The sequence below is a fragment of the Kribbella sp. VKM Ac-2568 genome (assembly GCF_004345365.1).
GTDB classification, from domain to species: Bacteria; Actinomycetota; Actinomycetes; order Propionibacteriales; family Kribbellaceae; genus Kribbella; species Kribbella orskensis.
In genome coordinates, this window is sequence record NZ_SLVF01000036.1 from 1 (window position 1) to 2020 (window position 2020).

The 2020-nt window shown below is 68.8% G+C and carries 1 protein-coding gene; it reads left to right on the plus strand.

The annotated features are described in order from the left end of the window. Positions 1 to 235: 235 nt before the first annotated feature. On the plus strand, positions 236 to 1990 hold the full coding sequence (locus EV648_RS42305; RefSeq protein ID WP_132302118.1) for an IS1634 family transposase: 1755 nt from the start codon (positions 236 to 238) through the stop codon (positions 1988 to 1990). Positions 1991 to 2020: the final 30 nt, after the last annotated feature.

Consider the following 2020-nt stretch of genomic DNA (forward strand, 5'->3'; position numbering starts at 1 on the left):
CTCTAGACGCATTTTCCGCATTGCGATGAGTTGAGTGTCGTCACGATCGCGCTGTCAGGCTGTTGCCGTGGCGGCGCGATCTGTTGTGTTGCGGGGGGTGTTGCTTGTCGGGTTCGGGTGTGGCCGGTGGTGACCGACTGAGCCGTTGACCATACTTGTAGGGGCAACTTCATCTCCTGATCATGGCGTGTTGGGTTGTGCTGTGGCCCAATGATCTCGATATCGTAGGGGCAACATGTATGTGAAGCGGACAACGGTGAGGCGGGGCGAGACCAGCTATGTCTATCTGCGGCTGGTCGAGGCCTACCGCGACGGCGGCAAGGTCCGCCATCGGGTGGTGGCCAACCTCGGCCGCGAGGACGAGCTGAAGGCGTCGGGGCAACTGGAGCAGTTGGCCGCCGGCTTCGCCCGGCTGGACCCGCCGCCGTGGGGCACCCGGCGGGAGGTGGGGCCGCTGCTGCTGGTGCGGCACTACCTGGACCGGCTGGGGCTGGTGAAGCTGGTCGACGGCGTCATCCCGCAACGCGGCAAGGCGCAGCTGACGCACGGCGAAGTCGTCACGGCGTTGGTCGCCAACCGGCTGGCGGCGCCGGCACCGTTGTACGACATCGCCGGCTGGGCGTCGGGCGCGGCGGTGCACGAACTGCTCGGAGTGCCGGGCATGCTGCTGCACGACGACCGGCTCGGACGGGCGCTGGAGGCCTTCGCCCCGATGGCCGAGACCGTGCGCGGCGCGGCGATGCTGGCCGCGCTCGACACGTTCGGTGCCGAGGCGGCCCGGCTGCACCTGGACCTGACCACACTGACTGTTGCCGGTGAGTACGCGGACTCATCGCTGGTGGCCAGGGGCTGGAACTCGTCTCGCCGCATCGAGCGGCAGGTGCGGGTGCTGTCCGCGGCCAACCCCACCGGGGTGCCGCTCTACACGCGCCCGTTCCCCGGCGACGCGAGCGAGCTGACCTGTGTGGGCGAGGCGATGGAGCGCCTCACCCAACTGTTGCCGCCCGGGCTGCTCATCGTGGCCGACTCCGCCCTCGGGCACATCAAGAACCTCTGCGAGGCCGACCGGGCGGGGCTGCGGTTCATCGTGCCACTGCGCGCCAACACCGGCTTCGCGCAACGGTTCCTCGACGACGTCGGCCACGAGGGCCTGCACCCGATCCGCTACGTCTCCCACCGCGAAGCCCACCTCCCCGCCACCCAGCGCACCCACTACCGGGGCGCACTGCGCGATCTCGAGGTCACCGACCCAGAAACCGGCCGGCAGCGCACCTTCCGGGTGGCCTACATCTGGTCGAGCGAGGAGGCCACCTCGGTGGCCGAGGCCCGCGAACGCGCTCTGACCAAGGCCGAAACAGCGCTCACCAAGATCACCAACGGGCTCGGCGGCCGCCACTACAAGACCCGCAAACAGGTCGACGCCAAGGTCGCACGGATCCTCGCCGACCCCCGCCTGCAGCCGCTGCTCACCGTCACCACCGGCACCCGCGGCGGCAAACCCACCCTGACCTGGCAGCGCAACCAGACCGCCATCGACACCGCCGCCCGCACCGACGGCGTCTACGCCCTGGCCACCAACCTGCCCGGCCGTATCTCGGCCACCTCCGTGCTGCACACCTACAAAGACCAGCACCTGGTCGAACTGACCCACCGCGCCAACAAGAACACGCTCAAGGTCCGGCCAATCTTCCTACACAACGACGACCGGATCGCCGCCCTGGTCAGCATCGTCGGCCTGGCCCTGCTCCTCTACGGCCTCATCGAAACCGACCTGCGCCACGCCCTCGGCCCCGACCAGCACCTGCCCGGCCTGCTCCCCGAAGGCCGCGCCGCACGACCCACCGGCCGCAACATCCTCGCCGCCTTCCAAGGACTCAGCGCCACCTACACCCCCAACGGGCTCCGCCTCGACCGCCTCACCACCACCCAACGCCGCATCCTCGACCTACTCGCCATCGAACTCCCCTGGCCAGAACACGACGAGCAGTAGACACATCAAACTGCGGAAAATGCGTCTAGA